17 protein-coding genes are annotated in these 17,498 nt (G+C 61.4%); 3 read left to right on the top strand and 14 right to left on the bottom strand.

The window, feature by feature from the left end; translation table 11 throughout:
• Positions 1-27 precede the first annotated feature (27 nt).
• From BLW50_RS01185 to BLW50_RS01145, 9 genes are all read right to left on the bottom strand, one after another.
• Positions 28-924: a LysR family transcriptional regulator gene (locus BLW50_RS01185; RefSeq protein WP_090696370.1), complete on the bottom strand. Its 897-nt coding sequence runs from the start codon at positions 922-924 to the stop codon at positions 28-30.
• A 47-nt stretch (positions 925-971) separates the two neighbouring features.
• A complete protein-coding gene (locus BLW50_RS01180) occupies positions 972-1,943 on the bottom strand; it encodes a Bug family tripartite tricarboxylate transporter substrate binding protein (protein WP_244544097.1) in 972 nt (323 codons plus the stop codon).
• 29 nt (positions 1,944-1,972) lie between these two features.
• Positions 1,973-3,103: a 4-oxalomesaconate tautomerase gene (locus tag BLW50_RS01175; RefSeq protein WP_090696368.1), complete on the bottom strand. Its 1,131-nt coding sequence runs from the start codon at positions 3,101-3,103 to the stop codon at positions 1,973-1,975.
• 135 nt (positions 3,104-3,238) lie between these two features.
• Complete coding sequence (locus tag BLW50_RS01170) at positions 3,239-3,811, bottom strand: PadR family transcriptional regulator (RefSeq protein WP_090696366.1); 573 nt, start codon at positions 3,809-3,811, stop codon at positions 3,239-3,241.
• A gap of 146 nt (positions 3,812-3,957) precedes the next feature.
• The gene (locus tag BLW50_RS01165) at positions 3,958-4,575 is read right to left on the bottom strand and encodes a class I SAM-dependent methyltransferase (RefSeq protein WP_090696364.1); all 618 of its coding nucleotides are present in this window, start codon (positions 4,573-4,575) and stop codon (positions 3,958-3,960) included.
• A gap of 9 nt (positions 4,576-4,584) precedes the next feature.
• Positions 4,585-5,238, bottom strand: a complete 654-nt coding sequence (locus BLW50_RS01160; protein WP_090696361.1) for a GNAT family N-acetyltransferase — start codon at positions 5,236-5,238, stop codon at positions 4,585-4,587.
• A 21-nt stretch (positions 5,239-5,259) separates the two neighbouring features.
• The gene (locus BLW50_RS01155) at positions 5,260-8,379 is read right to left on the bottom strand and encodes an efflux RND transporter permease subunit (protein ID WP_090708527.1); all 3,120 of its coding nucleotides are present in this window, start codon (positions 8,377-8,379) and stop codon (positions 5,260-5,262) included.
• Positions 8,379-9,593 (bottom strand): efflux RND transporter periplasmic adaptor subunit, encoded by a 1,215-nt coding sequence (locus BLW50_RS01150; RefSeq protein ID WP_090696359.1) that lies wholly within the window; start codon positions 9,591-9,593, stop codon positions 8,379-8,381. The genes BLW50_RS01155 and BLW50_RS01150 overlap by 1 nt, the downstream gene beginning before the upstream one ends.
• On the bottom strand, positions 9,590-10,234 hold the full coding sequence (locus BLW50_RS01145) for a TetR/AcrR family transcriptional regulator (RefSeq protein WP_090696356.1): 645 nt from the start codon (positions 10,232-10,234) through the stop codon (positions 9,590-9,592). The genes BLW50_RS01150 and BLW50_RS01145 overlap by 4 nt, the downstream gene beginning before the upstream one ends.
• 184 nt (positions 10,235-10,418) lie before the next feature.
• Here BLW50_RS01145 and BLW50_RS01140 point away from each other — a divergent pair, with 184 nt between their 5' ends.
• Positions 10,419-11,402: a Bug family tripartite tricarboxylate transporter substrate binding protein gene (locus tag BLW50_RS01140; protein WP_090696354.1), complete on the top strand. Its 984-nt coding sequence runs from the start codon at positions 10,419-10,421 to the stop codon at positions 11,400-11,402.
• On the opposite strand, the gene BLW50_RS01135 is transcribed toward BLW50_RS01140, so the two are convergent.
• On the bottom strand, positions 11,399-12,460 hold the full coding sequence (locus tag BLW50_RS01135; RefSeq protein WP_090696352.1) for a GSCFA domain-containing protein: 1,062 nt from the start codon (positions 12,458-12,460) through the stop codon (positions 11,399-11,401). The genes BLW50_RS01140 and BLW50_RS01135 overlap by 4 nt on opposite strands.
• Positions 12,461-12,566: 106 nt before the next feature.
• On the opposite strand from BLW50_RS01135, the gene BLW50_RS01130 reads away from it, so the two are divergent.
• The gene (locus tag BLW50_RS01130) at positions 12,567-13,559 is read left to right on the top strand and encodes a WcbI family polysaccharide biosynthesis putative acetyltransferase (RefSeq protein ID WP_139267412.1); all 993 of its coding nucleotides are present in this window, start codon (positions 12,567-12,569) and stop codon (positions 13,557-13,559) included.
• A gap of 39 nt (positions 13,560-13,598) precedes the next feature.
• Here the strand turns inward: BLW50_RS01130 and BLW50_RS01125 are convergent, their stop codons facing one another.
• The 4 genes from BLW50_RS01125 to BLW50_RS01110 are packed head-to-tail and all read right to left on the bottom strand — an operon-like array spanning position 13,599 to position 16,308.
• Positions 13,599-14,372, bottom strand: a complete 774-nt coding sequence (locus BLW50_RS01125) for a TonB family protein (protein WP_090696346.1) — start codon at positions 14,370-14,372, stop codon at positions 13,599-13,601.
• On the bottom strand, positions 14,369-14,824 hold the full coding sequence (exbD, locus tag BLW50_RS01120; RefSeq protein ID WP_090696343.1) for a TonB system transport protein ExbD: 456 nt from the start codon (positions 14,822-14,824) through the stop codon (positions 14,369-14,371). Before exbD ends, BLW50_RS01125 begins: the two co-directional genes overlap by 4 nt.
• Positions 14,825-14,827: 3 nt before the next feature.
• Positions 14,828-15,628, bottom strand: a complete 801-nt coding sequence (gene exbB / locus BLW50_RS01115) for a tonB-system energizer ExbB (RefSeq protein WP_244544095.1) — start codon at positions 15,626-15,628, stop codon at positions 14,828-14,830.
• A complete protein-coding gene (locus BLW50_RS01110; protein WP_090696337.1) occupies positions 15,625-16,308 on the bottom strand; it encodes a Fe2+-dependent dioxygenase in 684 nt (227 codons plus the stop codon). The genes exbB and BLW50_RS01110 overlap by 4 nt, the downstream gene beginning before the upstream one ends.
• Positions 16,309-16,823: 515 nt before the next feature.
• Here BLW50_RS01110 and BLW50_RS01105 point away from each other — a divergent pair.
• Positions 16,824-17,489, top strand: a complete 666-nt coding sequence (locus BLW50_RS01105; protein ID WP_139267411.1) for an HPP family protein — start codon at positions 16,824-16,826, stop codon at positions 17,487-17,489.
• Positions 17,490-17,498 lie beyond the last annotated feature (9 nt).

Raw genomic sequence — 17,498 nt, 5'->3', positions numbered from 1 at the left:
TTCCATCGAAACGCGATTTGCTTGAGATCAATCGCTCCAGCTCGCGGCCAGCATGTCGCGAAAGCGCTGCGCTGCAGGCGAAAGCCTGACATGGCGGCGCTCGACAATGCCGATCGTGCGCTGGATCACCGGATCACGGATCGCCTTGGTGACGATGATCGGATGATCGGCCTGAGGCGTCGCCAGACGCGGTAACACCGAGGCCCCTAATCCCGCTTCGACAAGCCCCAGCGAAGTCGACAGATGATTGACCTCGCATAGCCATTGCAAACGAATGGCGCTCTTCGACAGCGCCGTATCGAGCAGCACCCGGTTGCCACTCGACTTGCTGACGCCAATCAACGGCATGTCCTGCAAATCCGCCCATGTCAGATCGTCCCGCTCGGCGAGTGGGTGATCTCGCCGGCAGGCCAGCACGAAGGGATCCTCGGACAGCGGCGTGAAAGTGAGATCGGGATCGGACGCGCCGAGCAGATTGAGCCCAAACTCAACTTCGCCGCGCGCCACGCTGGCAAGGCATTCGCTCGCGCCCTCATCGACAATACGAAAGCGGATGCGTGGATAGAGGGCGTTGAAGGCCTGCACCACGCGCGGTAGGAAATAGAAAGCGGCGGTGGGAATACAGGCGATATTCACCTGCCCATGCTGCACGCGGCCAAGATCGCCGATCGACAGGAGCGAAGATTCCAGTTCGTCGATCATGCGACGAACCAGCGGCTCCAGGCCACGGCCGATCGCCGTCAGCGCCACCTTACGCGTCGAGCGCTCGAACAATGGCGCACCGATGGCCGCTTCAAGTCCCTGAATGCGACGCGTCAGCGCCGGTTGCGACATAGCCAAATGGTCAGCCGCCCGGTGAAAGCCGCCGAAGTCGATGACCGCTAGAAAGGCCCGCAGGTCGAGGAGTTCAAAATTGATGCGCATGAAACATTGTCGGGCGCAATGACGCGCCCGACAAGAGTGTCATTGGCTTAGTTGATGACGGTGTTGGATTTTTTCACCACATCGGACCAGCGCGCCGATTCCTCGACCATCATCTTGAGGAAATCCTCGGCGGTTGAGCCGATCGGCTCGGCCCCTTCATTGGCAAAACGCTCGCGGATCAAGGGGCTGTTGATGGCCTCGACACTGGCCGAGCGCAGCTTGTCGATCACCGGCTGAGGCGTTCCCTTGGGAACGACGAAGCCATACCAGGCGCCGGTGGAATAGTCCTTGACGCCGCTTTCGGCCAAGGTCGGCACGTTTGGCAGAGCTTTGGTCCGCTTCTCAGTGGTGACGGCGAGCGCCTTCACCGTGCCAGCCGAAATCAAGCCGGAGACCGACGGCATTGTCGTGATCATGAAATCGGTCTGGCCGCTGACGAGATCGTTCAGGGCCGGGCCAGCGCCGCGATAGGGCACGTGGGTGATCTCGAGACCACCGAGCTGCGCCATCAGCACCGCGGCAAGATGACTGGCCGAACCATTGCCGGCGCTGCCATAGCTGAGCTTGGATGGGTTCTTCTTCACGAACTCCAGAAACTCAGCAACCGTGTTGAACTGCGACTTCGCCGGAACGACGAGCACGAGCGGCGCCGAGGTCAAGAGCGTGATCGGCGCGAAGGCTTCCAGCGGATCAATCTTGATGTTCTTGAACAGATGCGGATTGACCACCATCGGTCCTTGGTTGGCCATCAGCACCGTATAGCCGTCAGCCGGCGCGCCCGCGACGATCTGCGAGGCCAGATTGCCGCCCGCCGTGCCATTGTTCTCAACCACCATGGCCTGGCCGAGCTTCTCGCTGACAGCCTGGGCGACAAGCCGCGCGATGGCATCGGTGCCGCCGCCGGCGGCATAAGGCACCAGCAGCTTGATCGGCCGTTCCGGAAATTCTTGGGCAAGTGCGGGTGTCAGTCCTGCCAACAGCAAGGCCAAACCGGCGTGAACGAAACGTCGTGTCAGCATGTTTCCCTCCTCAGGATCGGTTTTAAGTTTCAGTCGTCGTCGTAAAGCGAGGCCGGCACGAACACGCGGCCCTCGAAGATGCGGCGCGCGGTGCGCACCAGTTCCGCCCGCAGGACACGGCCTGCCTCGACCTCCATGGCGACGGTGATCCGTCCACCGGGATGTTCCACGGCGATGGCATCGCCCTCGGGCGTGGCGAATTCAAAAGCGATCGTGCCCTCAAGCCGCGCGGCCGCGGCAACGCAAAGCGCGCCGGTCGCCGAATGGGCGCGATGGCAGGAATCGGGAACGAGATAGCGCGAGGTGATGGCCCCGCCCCGGCGCGCCGGCGACAGAATGCCGATCTTCGGAATGACACGGCCCGTCACATCGCCCAGCCCCATGCGTCGCCCCGCTTCACGGCGCAGACGCTCAAGGCGAACGAAAAGATCGGTATTGGCGTCGATCTCGGCCGGCGTCTCATCGCCAGCGAGGCCAACCGCATCGGCCCGCACCAGCATCATTGGCATGGCGTAATCGATCAGCGTCACAGCGACATCTTCGATTTGCTCGCAGCGCTGGCCGGTGGGAAACAAAGCGCCGGTCTTGCCGCCAGCGGCGTCGCCAAAACTCAAGCGGATCGGTGCCGCAGAACCAGCCACGCCATCGATCGCCGTATCGCCGTCATAGGCGACTTCACCACCGGGCGTCTGGATCACCGCCTCGACGAGGCTTTTGGTGTTGCGGTTGAAAATACGGACCTTCGTCTCGCCGTCACGCGCCTCGACCAGGCCGGCTTCGATGGCGAAGGGGCCAACCGCCGAAAGCATGTTGCCGCAGTTGGGGCCGGTGTCGACCGCCGCCCGATCGACGGCCACCTGCGCGAACAGATAATCGACATCTGCCTGGGGGTGGGACGGCCGCCCGACGATGGCGACTTTGCTGGTCAGCGCATTGGCGCCGCCCAGGCCATCAACCTGCAACGGATGGGGAGACCCCATCACCGTCAGCAGAAATTTGTCGCGGGCCGCCTCTTCCCTGGGCAGATCTTCTTCCAGCAGGAAAGGCCCGCGCGACGTCCCGCCGCGCATGAGAACACAGGCCACTTTGCGCGACCGCACCGGCTTTTCCGGTGCGGCGATCGGCAGGGAGAAGGTCTTGGGTGCGTCCAGAGGGCTCATGGGCCTTCGGATACGCGATCAATTCTCTTTCGATAATTGCAAAGATGAGAGATATTAATGCGTGTTGCACATCAAAAACGATCATGTGCAGCCTATGGGACGCCGGTGTCGGCGTCGCCATTTTCAGCCCTTGAACTAGCTCTTGGCCGCCAGATCGCTGGCTTCGTTGAGTTTCGCGACAATCGCTTGCAGCTGCGCTTCGTCAATCGGGCCTTGGGCGAGACGCTCGCGCAGAGCCTGCCGAAGCTTGTGAAAAGCTTCCCTCAGCGTCGGCGCCGGACCACGGGTCGCACCCGCCTGCTCAACATAAGCGAAAGCCGCATCGACGGTTTTGCGATTGGCCGCGAGTGCGGCAGCACCTTCTTCCGTCAGCGCATAAAGCTTACGGCCATCGGTACTTTCGCTCACCGTGAGCTGTCCTATCTCCTGCAAGAGCGTCAGCGTCGGATAGACCGTGCCGGGGCTGGGCGTATAGACGCCGTTGGTCTTCTCCTCGATCGCTTTGATGATCTCATAACCGTGGCGCGGCTTCTCGGAGATCAACTGCAGAACGACCAGCTTCAGGTCGCCATGTTCGAAGAAACGGCCAAGACGCGAACGCCCGCCGTGGCGACGATGATGCCCTTCAGGACCCCTCAGATATCGCTCGCCGCCCTGGTGGCGGCCGCGGTGCCATTCCTCGGAATGGCGGAATTTGTGAAATTTCATAGTATCTTACATCCATTTAGATACATCGAACAATTCGATATATCGATACATAAGATATATCGAAACTTAAAATCTGCAAGGTCCGCGCAAAAGTTTTTTGAAAGCCGATCGGTTTCAGAGAGTTACCAGGCGCTCGGGACAACCCGCTAACGCAGCTGGGCGAGCCACACCGTACGGCCGCCACAGGCCGGATCCTCGACCATATGCGCCACCACGTCGAACCCCTCGGCGTCGAGCAGGTGACGATATTCATCGCCGTCGAGGCTGGCGTGGTAGAGCGGTTCGCCCTCAAGCTCGCCAATCGCCTCCCCATGGGACGGCCCGCTGGTGAACATCAGCGCCGCGCGCGGCCCCGCATGTTGGCGGAAGATAGGAAACATCAGCCGCTGATCATCCGCGGACAAGTGAAAGAAACTGTCCCAGGCCAGAAGACCATCGAACGTTAAACCATCGAGCACCTGCCCGAGAGACAGCGTGCGCATATCAGCCACGACCGTCCGCTGCGTGGGAAAGTGATGAGCGAACAATGCGATCATCTCAGGCGATGAATCGACGCCCGTGATCTGGCACCCCTGCCCGATGAGATAACGCGCCATCGGCTCGCCGGGCCCACATCCGATATCGAGGACACCGGCTTGCGCCGGCAGCAGTGCACAAAACCGATCAAGCCACACGCGCTCCATCAGCAGCGTGCCACGCGCCTGCGACCAGGCATGGGCATAGCGCCGATAAAGAGAGATGATGTTGTCGGCGGCCGGAGGCATCCGCACTCCTCATGTGGCAGGGATTGCCTTGGCCATCATCACGCCAAGTGCTTCACGTTGCTGGCCCTGCGCATCGAAATTCGCCGGATCCAGCCAACGCTCGAACACCGCCTTGCGTGCCGGCCATTCGCTATCGAGCATGGAGAACCAGGCTGTGTCGCGACTCTTGCCATGCACGAGCATGTGTTGCCGGAACAGGCCTTCATAGGTGAAGCCGAAGCGCTGGGCGGCGCGATAGGAGGGCGCATTGAGCTTATCGCATTTCCATTCGAGCCGCCGGTAATGCAACGTTTCGAAAGCGTGACGGGCCATCAGGAAGACCGCTTCCGTCGCGGCGGCGGAGCGTTGCAGCGGCGGCGCGAAAAACACATCGCCGATTTCGATCACACGATGCGCCGGTTCGTCGCGCATGAACGACAGGAAGCCGCTCGCCTTGCCGCCTGTGGGAATGCAGACAAAATAACGCCGGTCTTTCGACATCGCCCGCCGGCTGACAAAGGCGGTAAACGCCTCACGATCGTGAGACGGCCGGTCCGCCATGAAGAAACACAGATCATCGAGATCCGCCCCGGCGAGCGCAGCGAATAGATCATCCGCATCGTGCTGGTTGATCGGCTCCAGCGTCACGAACCGACCTTGAAACTCGTTCAATCTCTCATCCATACCCACACCGCCTCCCACCGCCTATTCGGCGGCGAGGCGAATATCGCGGCCTTCATGACCGGATGCAACCGACGGCGGCGAGGTCTCGGGCTCGTCGGTTGGCCCAACTATGCCGGAGAACAGCCTGCTCACCAGCTTCGACAGATCGTCCATTAGGATGAACATAGCCGGCACGAAGATCAGCGACAGCAAGGTCGAGACGATCAAGCCACCGATGACGCCGATGGCCATGGGCGAGCGGAACTCGCCGCCATCGCCGAAGCCCAGCGCCGACGGCACCATGCCGGCCACCATGGCGATGGTCGTCATGATGATCGGACGAGCCCGCTTGCGGCCGGCATCGACAATGGCTTCCAGCCGGTTGACACCCATCGCCATCTGCTCGATGGCGAAGTCGACCAGCATGATGGCATTCTTGGTGACGATGCCCATCAGCATCAGCATGCCAATCACCACCGGCATCGAGATCGCGTGATCGGTGATGATCAACGCCAGAATAACACCACCGACGGAGAGCGGTAGCGAGAACAAGATGGTGATCGGCTGCAAGACGCTGGCAAACAACAGGATCAGCACCGCCAGAACCATCAAGATACCGGCGCCCATCGCCTTGGCGAAGCCTTCGAACACTTCGATCATGATCTCAGCGTCGCCGGATTCCTTCAAGGTCACACCCGCCGGCAGGTTCTTTGCCGCCGGCAAAGCCATGATCGCATCCACCGCCTCGCCAAGCGCGTCCGTGCCGACAAGATCAGCCTCAACCGAGATGCGCCGCACGCGATCATAGCGGTTGATGCTCGCCGGCCCCTGCCCCAAGCGAATATCGGCCACGGCCGATAACGGCACAGATCCGCCGCGATTGGTGGCGACGCGCAGGTTCGCCAGAATATCCATCGCCGCGCGGGTGTCGCGCTTCAGCTGCACGCGGATCGGCAGCAACCGATCACCCGCATTATACTTCGCCAGATTGACATCGAGATCGCCGATGGTGGCTACGCGGATCGCATCGGCGAGCGCTTCGGTGGAAATGCCGAGATCGGCAGCGCGGTCGCTTCGCGGCACGATGAGGATTTCCGGTCGGTTGAGCGCCGCGCTCGATGACACATTGGCGATCAGCGGAATGCGCTTCATTTGGCTGGCAAGCTCAGCGCCCACCTGCTCGACGGCCGCATTATTCGTGCCCGAGACCACCAGCGACACTGCGCGCTGGCCATTATCATTGAGGAACCAGCTGCGAATATCGGGAATGCGGGCAACATCGGCGCCGATCTCGGTCTGCAACTGCTTCTGCGTCTTCTCGCGATGGGTCTTGTGCGAGAGGTGAACCGTCAGCTGCGCGTTGCGAACTTCCGGCGCGCCAAGGCCGATCTTGCCGCCATCGACAAACACGCCTGTCACCTCAGGCCGCTCGCGCAGCTTTTTAGCGATCATATCGGTGACACGCATCGTGTCGTCGATCTTAGCGCCAGGCGGGAGTTCCACCGACAGCAGCAACCGCGCCACATCCTCGGCCGGTAGGAAGCCCGACGGCAGCAGTTTCGTCCCCATGATCGAGACGGCGAAGATCGCCAGGCCCGCGACGACAGTGATGAAACGATGACGCACGGAGGTCCGCACCAGAGCCGTATAAAGGCGCATCAATGTGCCGTCCTTGACCTCTCGGTGCGGATGCGGGCGCAGGAAATAGGCCGCCAACATCGGCGTGATGAGCCGCGCCACCAGCAGCGAGAACAGCACCGCGACAGCCACCGTCAGGCCGAACTGCTTGAAATACTGCCCCGCAATCCCACCCATGAAACTCACCGGCGCGAACACCGCGACAATGGTGAATGTGATGGCGATCACCGCCAGGCCGATTTCATCAGCCGCCTCCAGCGCGGCGCGATAGGGCGATTTGCCCAGATGCATATGGCGGACGATGTTCTCGATCTCGACGATGGCATCATCGACGAGAATGCCGGTCGCCAGTGTCAAGGCGAGCAGGCTGACCAGATTGAGTGAAAAGCCCATCGCGTCGAGGGCGAAGAATGTCGGGATCACCGACAGTGGCAGAGCAATCGCCGTGATGATTGTCGCACGCAGGTCGCGCAGGAAGATCAGCACCACGAGCACAGAAAGGGCCGCGCCTTCGAGAAGGGTCTGCATCGCCGATTTATAATTGCCGACGGTATAATCGACATAGCTGTCGATCATATCCATCTTCACGTCGGGATATTTGGTTTGCAACGCCTCGACATGCTTGGCGACGTCGGCAGCCACCACCACGTCGCTTGCCCCCTTGGCGCGATTGACGCCGAAGGCAACGACCGAGCGGCCATCGAGCCTTGCGAAACGGCGCGGTTCCGCCGCCGTATCGGTCACGCTGCCAAGATCGGCGAGTTTCACCTTGCGCCCGCCCGAGAGGACGATGGTCGTTTGCGCCAGGTCTTCCACCTTGCGCGCCCCGGCCAGGGTACGGATCGCTTGCTCCTGCCCCGCCAGTTCGCCACGGCCGCCACCAATATCGACATTCATGGCGCGCAACTGCTGGCTCACCTCGCCGGCGGTGACGCCAAGCGAAAGCAGCCGGTCGGGATCGAGTTCGATAAGGATTTCACGATCGACACCACCGATGCGCGACACACCGCCAACGCCGCGCACGCTTTGCAGATCGCGCGCCGCCACGTCATCGACAAACCAGGACAATTGCTCAATCGACATGCCAGGCGATGACACCCCATAGGTGACGATCGGCAGGCCGGTGATATCAACGCGCTGAGTGATCGGCTCCAAGATGTTACGCGGCAGATCGGCGCGCACCCGCGCCACCGCGTCTTTCACATCGTTGAGCGCACGATCGGTATTGACCTCGATACGAAACTCGATGGTCGTGGTCGACAGGCCGTCTGAGATCGATGAGACGATATGTTTGATGCCGACGACGCCAGCAACCGCATCCTCGATCTTCTTGGTAATCTGCGTCTCGATTTCCGACGGAGCCGCGCCCGGCTGATTGATCGTCACCGAGATGATTGGGATGTCAACGTTCGGAAAACGCGTCACCGGCAGTTGCGAGAACGAGAACAGGCCCAGGATCGTCAGCACGGCAAACAGCACAAGCGCAGGGATGGGCTGGCGGATCGACCAGGCGGAAATATTCATCACAGCGCTCCGGTCTGCTGCCGGACCGGCGCGACGAGATCGCCCGGCCGCAGGAAGGACCCGGCGCGCGCCACCACCTCTTCGCCCTCGGTGAGACCCGACAGCACTTCGGCCCGGCCACCATCGACAAGACCCAGTTGCACCGGCTTCAACCGCACCACACCGTCGACAGCAATGAGCACCTGGGCAACGCCATTGTCATAGCTGAGCGCGCTGATCGGCACCGTCAGCGCCCGCGCCTGGCGGATCTCGATCAACCCGCGCGCGAAGGAACCCGTCGCCGCGCCCTCCGGCGAAACCAATGTCAACCGCACCCGGCCGAGGCGTGTGTTACGGTCCACTTCGCTGGCGGCCAGCCGCACATGGGCATCGACCCGCGTGCCATTGGCCAATGTCACGACCGCTTTCTGGCCGGCCTTCACCACGCCCATGCGCGCTTCCGGCACTTCGGCTTCAAGTTCGATCGTGCCGTTCTCGACAATGCGAAACAGAGGATCGCCCGCCGCCGCAGCGACGGCGCCGAGCTTAGCCGAGCGCCGCGAGATCACGCCGGCTGACGGCGAACGCACCTCCGTGCGCGCGATGCGCACCTGGAGTTCGCGACGCTGCGCTTCCAGGCTAGCCTTGTCGGCGCGAGCCAGATCCAGCGCATCACGGGCGCCACGCAATTGCGCCTGCCCCGTCAGCGCGGCGGCATTCTTTTGATCGACCGCAGCCTGAGTGGAGGCGCCGCGCCCCAGAAGCGAACGAGCCCGTTCAACATCCACCTTGGTCCAGGCGGCATTGGCTTCGCTCTGAGCAATCTGATTGGTGGCCTGGCCTATGGCCGCATCGGCGCGCGTCAGAGCCGCATCGGATTGAGCAAGCTGTGCGTCGAGCGCATCGCGTTGCAGGCGCACCAGCACCGCGCCCTTCTCCACCTTGTCGCCTTCCTCGGCGAGCAATTCGACAATGCGCAGGCCTTCTATCTCCGGCCCGATCAACACTTCATTGCGCGCCACCAAGGTGCCGGTGGCGAGCACGGTTTCGACAATGTCATGGGCGCGCGCCGCGACCACCGTCACCGGTTGCGGCGTCGGCTGATGCGCGAGATTGGCGGACACCTTATCCTTGGGCTCGGGGCGCGCCGCTTGCGCGCTGCCGAACTTCCAGGCCGCGCCAGCGCCAGCCAGGCCCAGCACGACAAGCGCCGGAATGACGATACTGCGTCTCATGACGACGTTTCCTTGTGAGACTGAAAGAGAGAAGGTGCGAAAGGCGCAGGCGCCGTGGGACGCAGCATTTGCGCAATTACCGGCAGGATCGAACGCGCCACCGACGCCACGTCGACATTCGGCCGACACCCCAAGCTCCAGAACAGACCGTCGGCGATCACCTCCATGACATCGACGATCTCGCTGATCGGCCGGTCCGGATTGATCGTGCCGGCGGCCTTGGCCCGTTCCAGTAGGTCGGTGATGGAAGCGCGGATCGTGGCGTCGCAACGCATCATGGTCTCGGCGACCGCGGGATTGCGCCGCGACTCGACACCGATCTCAAGAAAGATGGCGATCTTTTCAGGTGGCTGGTGGACGACGCAGGTATCCATCAGCGCGCCGAGGCTGTTCATCAGGTCGGAGGTATCGACCTCAGCGAACAGCTCCAGAAATTCGTCGCGATCGCGCGCCACGAGTCCTTCGATCAGAGTTTCCTTGGATTTGAAGTAGAGATAGAGCGCCCCCGCCGACACACCGGCTTCGCGGCAAATGTCGCTCATGGTCGTTTGATGAAAGCCCTTGCGGGCAAAGCAGGCCCCGGCAGCATCAAGGATGTGCTGCCGCCGCTCTTGCTGTTTTTCGTCGGATAATTTGGGCAAGTCCGCGGCGCCTTAGAATGAAAATAAAAAACGAACGATCATTCATTTTACTAAAGGGCCTGTTATTGTCAACACATGAACTATTTCACCGCAGTTTCCGGACGTTGCGCCAGACCACGGGACCGATAGTCTCGGATGGAAGACCATCGCCCCACCGATCTGCCACTCCCGCCCGGAGATTTCCGTGATCCGTCCCGCCTTCAGCTTGGCCGTCGTCACCTGTGCCCTGCTCGCGGCCTGTCTCGGCGTGACACCGGCATGGGCTCAAACTTGGCCAAACCGGTCGATCCGCCTCGTCGTACCCTTCGCGGCCGGAGGCTCCACCGATGTCATCGCCCGTATCATCGCGGCGGATATGGCCGGACCGCTTGGCCAGCAGGTCATTGTCGAGAACAAGGCCGGCGCCGGCGGCAGCACAGGTTCAGCGGAGATCGCCCGCGCGCCTGCCGACGGTTATGCGATCCTCGCCGCCACCGTTTCCACCCATGCGATCAATCCGGCGCTCTACAGCCGCCTGCCCTTCGATGTGATCGACGATTTCACCCCGATCATTCACCTCGTCGACATTCCCAATGTGCTGTTGATCTCGCCAGTTGTTCCGGCCCGCACCGTCACTGAGCTCAAGACGTTCGCTGCGGCCAATCCCGGCCGGTTGAACTATGCTTCGCCCGGCGTCGGCAGCATCGGCCATTTGCAAAGCCAATGGTTCGCCAACCTCGTCGGCATTCCCATGGCCCATGTGCCTTATCGCGGCGCCGGGCCCGCTATGCAGGACGTCATGACCGGCGAAGTGCAATTGATGATCGACAATGTACCGACCGCGCTTGAGCAGATCAGAGCCGGCAAGGTCAATGCGCTCTTGGTTTCAAGCAGCGGACGCATCGCGCAATTGCCGGATACACCTTCGTCCATCGAAGCCGGCCTGCCACAGTTCATCGGCTATAGCTGGCTGGCCTTTCTGGCGCCGAAGGGAACGCCAGATCACGCTGTCACCGCGCTCTATGAGGCTGCGAAAGCGGCGCTCGCCAACCCGCAGGTGCGCGAGCGCCTGCAAGCGTTAAGCGCCACAATGGTTGGTGAAAACCCCAGTGCCACAGCCACTTTTCTGCGTTCTGAGCGCGACAAGTGGCGCCCGATCGTCAAAGCGGTCGGGGTCCAGCTCGACTAGCTTTCAATCGCCACTTCGTCGCAGACGATCCGGGCCGCGCTGGCAGCTTCCGCCGCCGCGTCGAAGCGCACATCTTCATAGCTGTGCGTCGCCTGGTTCCCGCCTTCAGTGAAATGATCGAAGAAGGTTTTCATGGCGAGGTCGACGCCGAGCTCCGTGAGCTCGCGTTGATCGTCCGTATAGATGCGCCCAGCGTTGAACGGCGTCAGAACGATGTCATAGGACGGGAAATAGGCGACGTTGGGACGCGCATTGCAGACCTCGTCCGCCGCAACGCGCAGGGCCGACTTGGTGTAGGAATTCGACACCACGACGTGCCGCGGCTCATAGGTAGCCAACATCGACACTGGCGAGACCGAGATGATGATCCGGCTCTTCGGATTGACCGACCGCAGATTGTCGATGAACGCCAGCAGGTCGGCGACGATCTCCGACACACGAGCATTGTGGTATTCGTAGATGTCCGGATCCCAGGTCCCACCCGAAACACCCGGCGCCACCGGCAGGACGACCTTGTCGCTCTTGGAGCGGAAATGTTCGGTCAAGCCCAGGGTGAGGACGAAGACATCGAGATTTTCAAACATCTCGCGCACGAGCCGCAGATGTTCTTCCCGAGACGCATGCAGCGCCTCGGCCGTGGCAAACCCATCCGGCTCGACCAACGGCCGATAGGGGTCGACAAAACGACCGTCCGGCCGCGTCCAGACTTCAATGTCCGGCTTCAACCGGCCGAAGGCGCGATCAAAGGTCTGCCGCAATTGGGCGGTCGTGTAGATGTTGCCGTAGCGGCAGGAGAACACGCGATAGTTGCGATCAAACGCCTCCTGGCTGTTCAAGCCGGGCGGCGTATCTTCGGGCACATAATAGTGATAGCCGCTGCTTTGCAGCTGGCGCGCCACGCGCTGGGCGAAGCAGCTGCCCGCCGAGGCCACCTTGTCGGAGGGGGCGATCGTGAACGGCACCGAGACGATCGGATCAATGGCGAAAGACGGCATGGAAGCCACCGCCGAACGCCAAAACTGGTGTGACGGCAGGTTGTTATAGGGGCCACGGGCCATCGCAATCCTCGTGAAATGCGCAGAATTTAAGCTGAGATTGACGATAGGTCCGCATTGGTCGAATGTCACGGCCAGAATCTTGAATCAGTCGTAGGTCGGAGTTCAGATGCTATCCGCATTTGACCGGAACGTGTTGTCTAAGCGCGTACGCCAGGTCACAGGTCGCAATCGGCGCAAGTCGAATGGCCCCCATATCGCCGTCATCGCCAATTGCCAGACTTTCGGCGTCGCCTATGCGATGGACATGTTGCTCCCCGGCGCGACTGTCGATCCCATCCAGATCCTGCTCGGCAACCGCACGACGCCGGAACTATTGGCGAAAGTGCTGCGCGACTACGATTATGTGTTCGGCTTGAAATACATTTCGACGCATCTGCGCTTCGGCGACCACACGACGCTGGAACGGCTGATGCCGAGCATTCGCTGGTTCCCGCTGTTCCATTTCCCCGCCTATCATCCCGACTTCCTGTTCCTGCAAAAGCCGGGTTCGCCGAGCGCCGTGCTCGGCCTGTTCAACTTCTCGCAGTCGGCGATCCTCTCCACGGCCTTCCGTCTCGGCCTGTCGCAGAAACAGGCGCTCAGCCTGATGAACGAGGAGATGTACGCCCGGCTCGGCTATTTCGACGTCTGGCAATCGGCCTGGGACGAGATGCTGCGGCTCGGTCGCGAATGCGATCTCGACTATGGCCCGGACATGATCCGCTGGAGCCGCGCCGGCAGTTTCATGCACACGCCCGTGCATCCCAAAGCCCATGTGATGTATGACGTGGCCCGCATGCTGCTGCGCAAGGAGGGCCTCACGCTGCGCGAAGGCGACTTCGATCGCTTCGCCGTCGACCGGCTGGTGGACGATGCGGTGCTGCCGATCTATCCGCCGATCGCCAAGCGCCTCGGCGTGAAGGGCGACTATGTGTTCAAGCGCGCCAGCCACCCAGGCCCGAAAAATCGGGCTTATTTTTACTCCCTCGAGGATTTCGTCGCTTCAAGCTACGAAACGTTCTCCAAGGCCGATCCATCCAACATGCAGCACCCGCGCATCGACGGCTGGTTGCAGTCACCGGAAATCTGCGACCTGTTCCGTTCGCGCGCCAAGGGGTGAGCCAAGGGCTGATTGGGCCAAGAGCAATCGGAGCCGCATTCAGCCCTTGGTACGGAACACGATCGGCATGGTGAAGTTCAGCCCTTCGTCAGCCACCAGGGGCGGCGGCGGCGGTACGGGATCGGAACGGCGCATCATCTCCACCGCCGCTTGGTCAAACATGACATCGCCTGACCCTCTGGCGATGGCGACCGTCTTCACATGGCCCAAACGATCGAGCTCGAACTGCACGACCACTTCGACACTGCGGCGCGCGCCGCCGGTCGGATAGCGCTTGTGACGATCGATATGGGCGACGAGCTGACGCTGCCACGTCGCGCGGATGCGCTGTAGGCTGCGGCCAGTACCGATCACCGGCGCAACGGACTTTTCGCTCGGCGGCGCTTCCTCGATGGTCGGCGCAGCGGTGGCCTCGGAAGCAACGGACTCGCTTGATTGAGTGGTCGGCACCGCGGTCGTCTGCGGTTCTTCTTCCTTCGGCTTCTCGGTCGCCTGCGGCGCCACCAGTCGGTCAGGATCTTCCGTTTCGGTCGGATCGCCCTTGGCGAGTTCCGTCACTTCGGTTTGAACCTTCTGCTCCTGCATCGCCTGCGACGCAGCCGAGGCTTCCGCTTCCGGTCCCGGCGGCAGATCGGACGGCTCGTTCTTCAACGATGCCATCTCCAGCCCGATCTCGATCGCTGGCGCACCATCCTCCTCATCCGATGGCTCGACATTGGCATAGGACATGGCGACCACTGCACCACCGAGATGCAACGCCAGCGCGCTGGCAGCGGCAAGTGTCCAAAGGGCCATCGAGCTTTTCGGCATCATGGGGTGGCGCTCCCGGCTTCCGCCGGCTTCGCCTCCGGCACGCCTTCCAAAGCCACCAGCGCGACCTTGAGATAGCCACCGCTGCGCAGCAGTTCGAACACGCTCATGATCTCGCCATAGGGGACGGTCTTATCTGCGCGCAAGAAAATGCGCTTGTCCTTGGTCATCTCCGGCAATTGATCGAGCTGATGCGCCAGATCAACCCGCTTCACCATGGTCTCGCCAATCGCCACCGCAAGATCGGACTTGATGGTGACATAGGTCGGCTTGTCCGGCTTCTTCTGCGGATTGGCGGTCGAGCTGGGTAGATCGACCGGCAGATCGACCGTCGACAGCGGCGCCGCGACCATGAAAATGATCAGCAGAACCAGAATGACGTCGATGAACGGCGTGACATTGATGTCATGCACTTCATCATATTCGTCGTCAGTTTCGCCCAGCGAGACAGCCATGGCTCACTCCGATGTGTTGGCGGCGGTGCGCCCAAAAGCACGGTCGAGATCACGCGACAGCAAACGCTGCACCAGACCGGAGGCGGCGTTCACCGTCTCGCCATAGGACCGGGTACCACGCGAAAAGTAGTTGTAGAGAATGACGGCGGGAATGGCCGCGACCAGCCCCAGCGCCGTCGCCAGAAGCGCTTCGGCGATGCCCGGCGCGACAACGGCCAGATTGGTCGTCTGTGATTTCGAAATGCCGATGAAGCTGTTCATGATGCCCCAGACGGTGCCGAACAGGCCGACGAACGGACCGGTGGAACCGATGGTCGCCAACAGACCCATGCCACGGCGCATGCTGCCGGTTTCGCGGCGGACGATCTCGCCAAAGTGAGATGCAGCGCGCTCCTTGATGCCGCCGTCGACGACAATATCCGACGACAAATGTGCTTCCTGGGCCGCGGCATCGAGCAGACGCGCGACAATATTGTGCTCGCCACGCAACGTCTGCTGCGCATCCGCCAGAGTGCGCGAACCAGCGATCCGGGCAATCGCCCGACGCAGCTTCGTCTGCGCCACACCCAGCTCCACGCTCTTGGCGATGAAAATCGTCCAAGTGACAACGGAAGCGAAGGCCAGACCGACCATCACCGCCTGCACGACGATGTCGGCGGCCATGAACATCGACCAGGGTGAAAGATCGTGTGGCGTTGCTGCCGACTGCGTCACGATGCTTGGTGCAGCCCCTTCCTGCGCCCAAGCCCGCGTCGCCAAAACCTGCGCCGCCAATACAACGAAACTGAGATGCCGCCTGTTCATACTTGTGCCCATTGCCGGATGAGGTTGTGATAAATGCCTGTCAACCGCACGACCTCCGCATCCCCCGGCTCAAGCCGCGTGGCGAGAGCCTGGATGGTCTGGTCGAGGTCGAAAATGAGAGTGCGCTGGTGGTCTTCTCGCACCATGCTCTGCAGCCAAAAGAAGGACGCGACGCGCACGCCACGCGTGATCGGCGTCACCATATGCAGGCTTGAGGCTGGATAAAGCACGAGACTGCCGGCCGCGAGCTTCACCTCATGTGAGCCATACTGATCTTCAACGATCAGTTCGCCGCCGTCATATTCGTCCGGCTCGGAGAGAAACAAAGTGACAGACAGATCGGTGCGGATACGCAGACCCGTCAATTTGTCGCCGCGCACCGCGTTGTCGACATGCAGGCCGAATTTGTTGCCGATGCCATAGCGATTGAACAGCGGCGGAAAAATTCGCTGGGGTATGGAAGCCGAGATGAAGAGCGGGCTGCGCGTTAGCGCCGTGATGATGCGCTCGCCCAATGCCCGTGAGATCTCGCTGTCAGGCGGCAGCTGAGTGTTGTCCTTGACCAGGGCCGAGATTGATCCTGCCGTCGAGCGGCCGTCTTCCCAATCCGTTGCATCCATGATGCGGCGGAAGTCTGCGACTTCCTCCTTGGTCAGGACATCGGGGACACAGATCAGCATCGTCTCACACTCGAACAGACGCGCGGAAAAACCGGCAGCGCCAAGGCCTGCGCAATTTTGTCGGGCGCCTGCAACAACGTTGCACTTCCCGACAACGGCGTCTTACGAACGGCCCCGAAGCTTGTCAAAATAAATAGCTTAGAAGCATTCCAGATATATTTGATTTAAAAGGACTTCCCGCCGCCCAAGGAAGGTCATCCGGAGACAATTAGAATTACTCTAATTTGCTTTATGGCGAGATGTTATTGATCGTGCGCTGTGAAGTGGACGGCGGATAAACGCTAAAACGTCGAGCGCGCTACGACACTCAATGTCGGCATCCCTGCTCTGACATTTCCACTGGATCGCGATGAATCTGAACCGACAGGCGCCCAGCGGCCATCCTGTCCCCACGTTCCCCGGATCATGCGAGTCGCACTACAGTCTATTTACACAATTAAATCGTGCGTATTTTAGTTTGACCCCCACGATCGTGTACAATATGCAAGCAGCCTGCATAGTATCTAGGCAATCCCTTGTATTTCTTCCGCCCCATACTGACCGGCGCAAACCTCCGCGACCGTGCCCTGTCCTGTCTCGGAATGTTCATCGCCATCGCCTGGGCCGGCGTTACGGGCAGTTATGTCCTGGGCGAGACCTCTCCCTTGATCATCGCGCCGGTGGGTGCGTCCGCGGTCATCGTTTTTGCCATTCCAGCGAGTCCCCTAGCCCAGCCTTGGCCGGTGATCGGCGGCAATATGATCGCAGCGTTTGTCGGTCTCGCCTGCGCCTGGCTGATCCATGATCCGACATGGGCTGCGGCCCTGGCCGCCAGCCTGGCACTGGCGATCATGTCCCTGACAAGGTCATTGCACCCACCAGGCGGCGCGATCGCCATGACAGCGGCCTTGGGCGGCCCTGTCGTCGCCAAATGGGGCCTGCTGTTTCCTTTGGTGCCTGTGGCCATCAACTCAGTCGCGATGGTTGCTGCTGGCGTACTGTTTCATCGCCTCTTGCGCCGCTCCTATCCACACAGGCCGGCGCCGGCCCCCACCGCCCCGACATTCGTCGCTGCCGACATCGATGAAGCGCTGCAGCAGATGGGTGAAAGCTTCGACATCGCCCGCACCGATCTCGAACGGCTGCTCGAACAGGCGGAAGTAAACGCACACAAACGACGTCTGCGCTCGACGATCACCTGAGGTCCCTAT

Source organism: Beijerinckia sp. 28-YEA-48 (assembly GCF_900104955.1).
In the GTDB taxonomy this organism is placed as follows: Bacteria; Pseudomonadota; Alphaproteobacteria; order Rhizobiales; family Beijerinckiaceae; genus Terripilifer.
This window is presented reverse-complemented; position numbering and strand designations above follow the sequence as displayed.